The organism is Streptomyces neyagawaensis (assembly GCF_023516595.1).
Classification (GTDB): Bacteria; Actinomycetota; Actinomycetes; order Streptomycetales; family Streptomycetaceae; genus Streptomyces; species Streptomyces neyagawaensis.
The window spans coordinates 1-418 of record NZ_JAMGBG010000128.1 but is presented as its reverse complement, the minus strand read 5'-3'; the positions used below and the strand labels follow the sequence as shown (position 1 = coordinate 418).

The 418-nt window shown below is 71.8% G+C and carries 1 protein-coding gene; it reads left to right on the top strand.

The features are described from left to right. Positions 1 to 195 (top strand): SDR family oxidoreductase (locus tag M8J73_RS36680; RefSeq protein WP_249829586.1); only part of this gene is annotated, 195 nt, incomplete at its 5' end. Positions 196 to 418: the final 223 nt, after the last annotated feature.

Genomic DNA, 418 nt, shown 5'->3' with positions numbered 1-418 from the left:
CCGATCATCGAAGCGGCGTTCCAGCGCAGGCCCGACCCCGAGGCCTACCGCCGCCAGCGCGAGAGCACGATCCCGCTCCAGCGCCTCGCCACCCCCGAAGAGGTCGCCGACGCGGTGCTCTTCTTCGCGTCGTCGGAGTCGTCGTACGTGACCGGATCGGTCCTGACCGTCGACGGCGGGTACACCGCCGGCTGAGCCCCTGTCGGCATCACCACCAGGAACGGGCTGAACGACCTGCTTTCCGTCGCGCCTTTCTGCCGGCCTCCGCGCATCGGCACCGCGCGACTGGGACCGCCCCGCTCCGCTGATCACCGCCTGTCACCGGCGTCGGACGATGCTCTGTCCGCGTGCGCCGCCCTGAACTATCCCCCCCGCCTGCGAGGTAAAGCCCCCGCACAGCCGGTCCCACGCGTCCCCG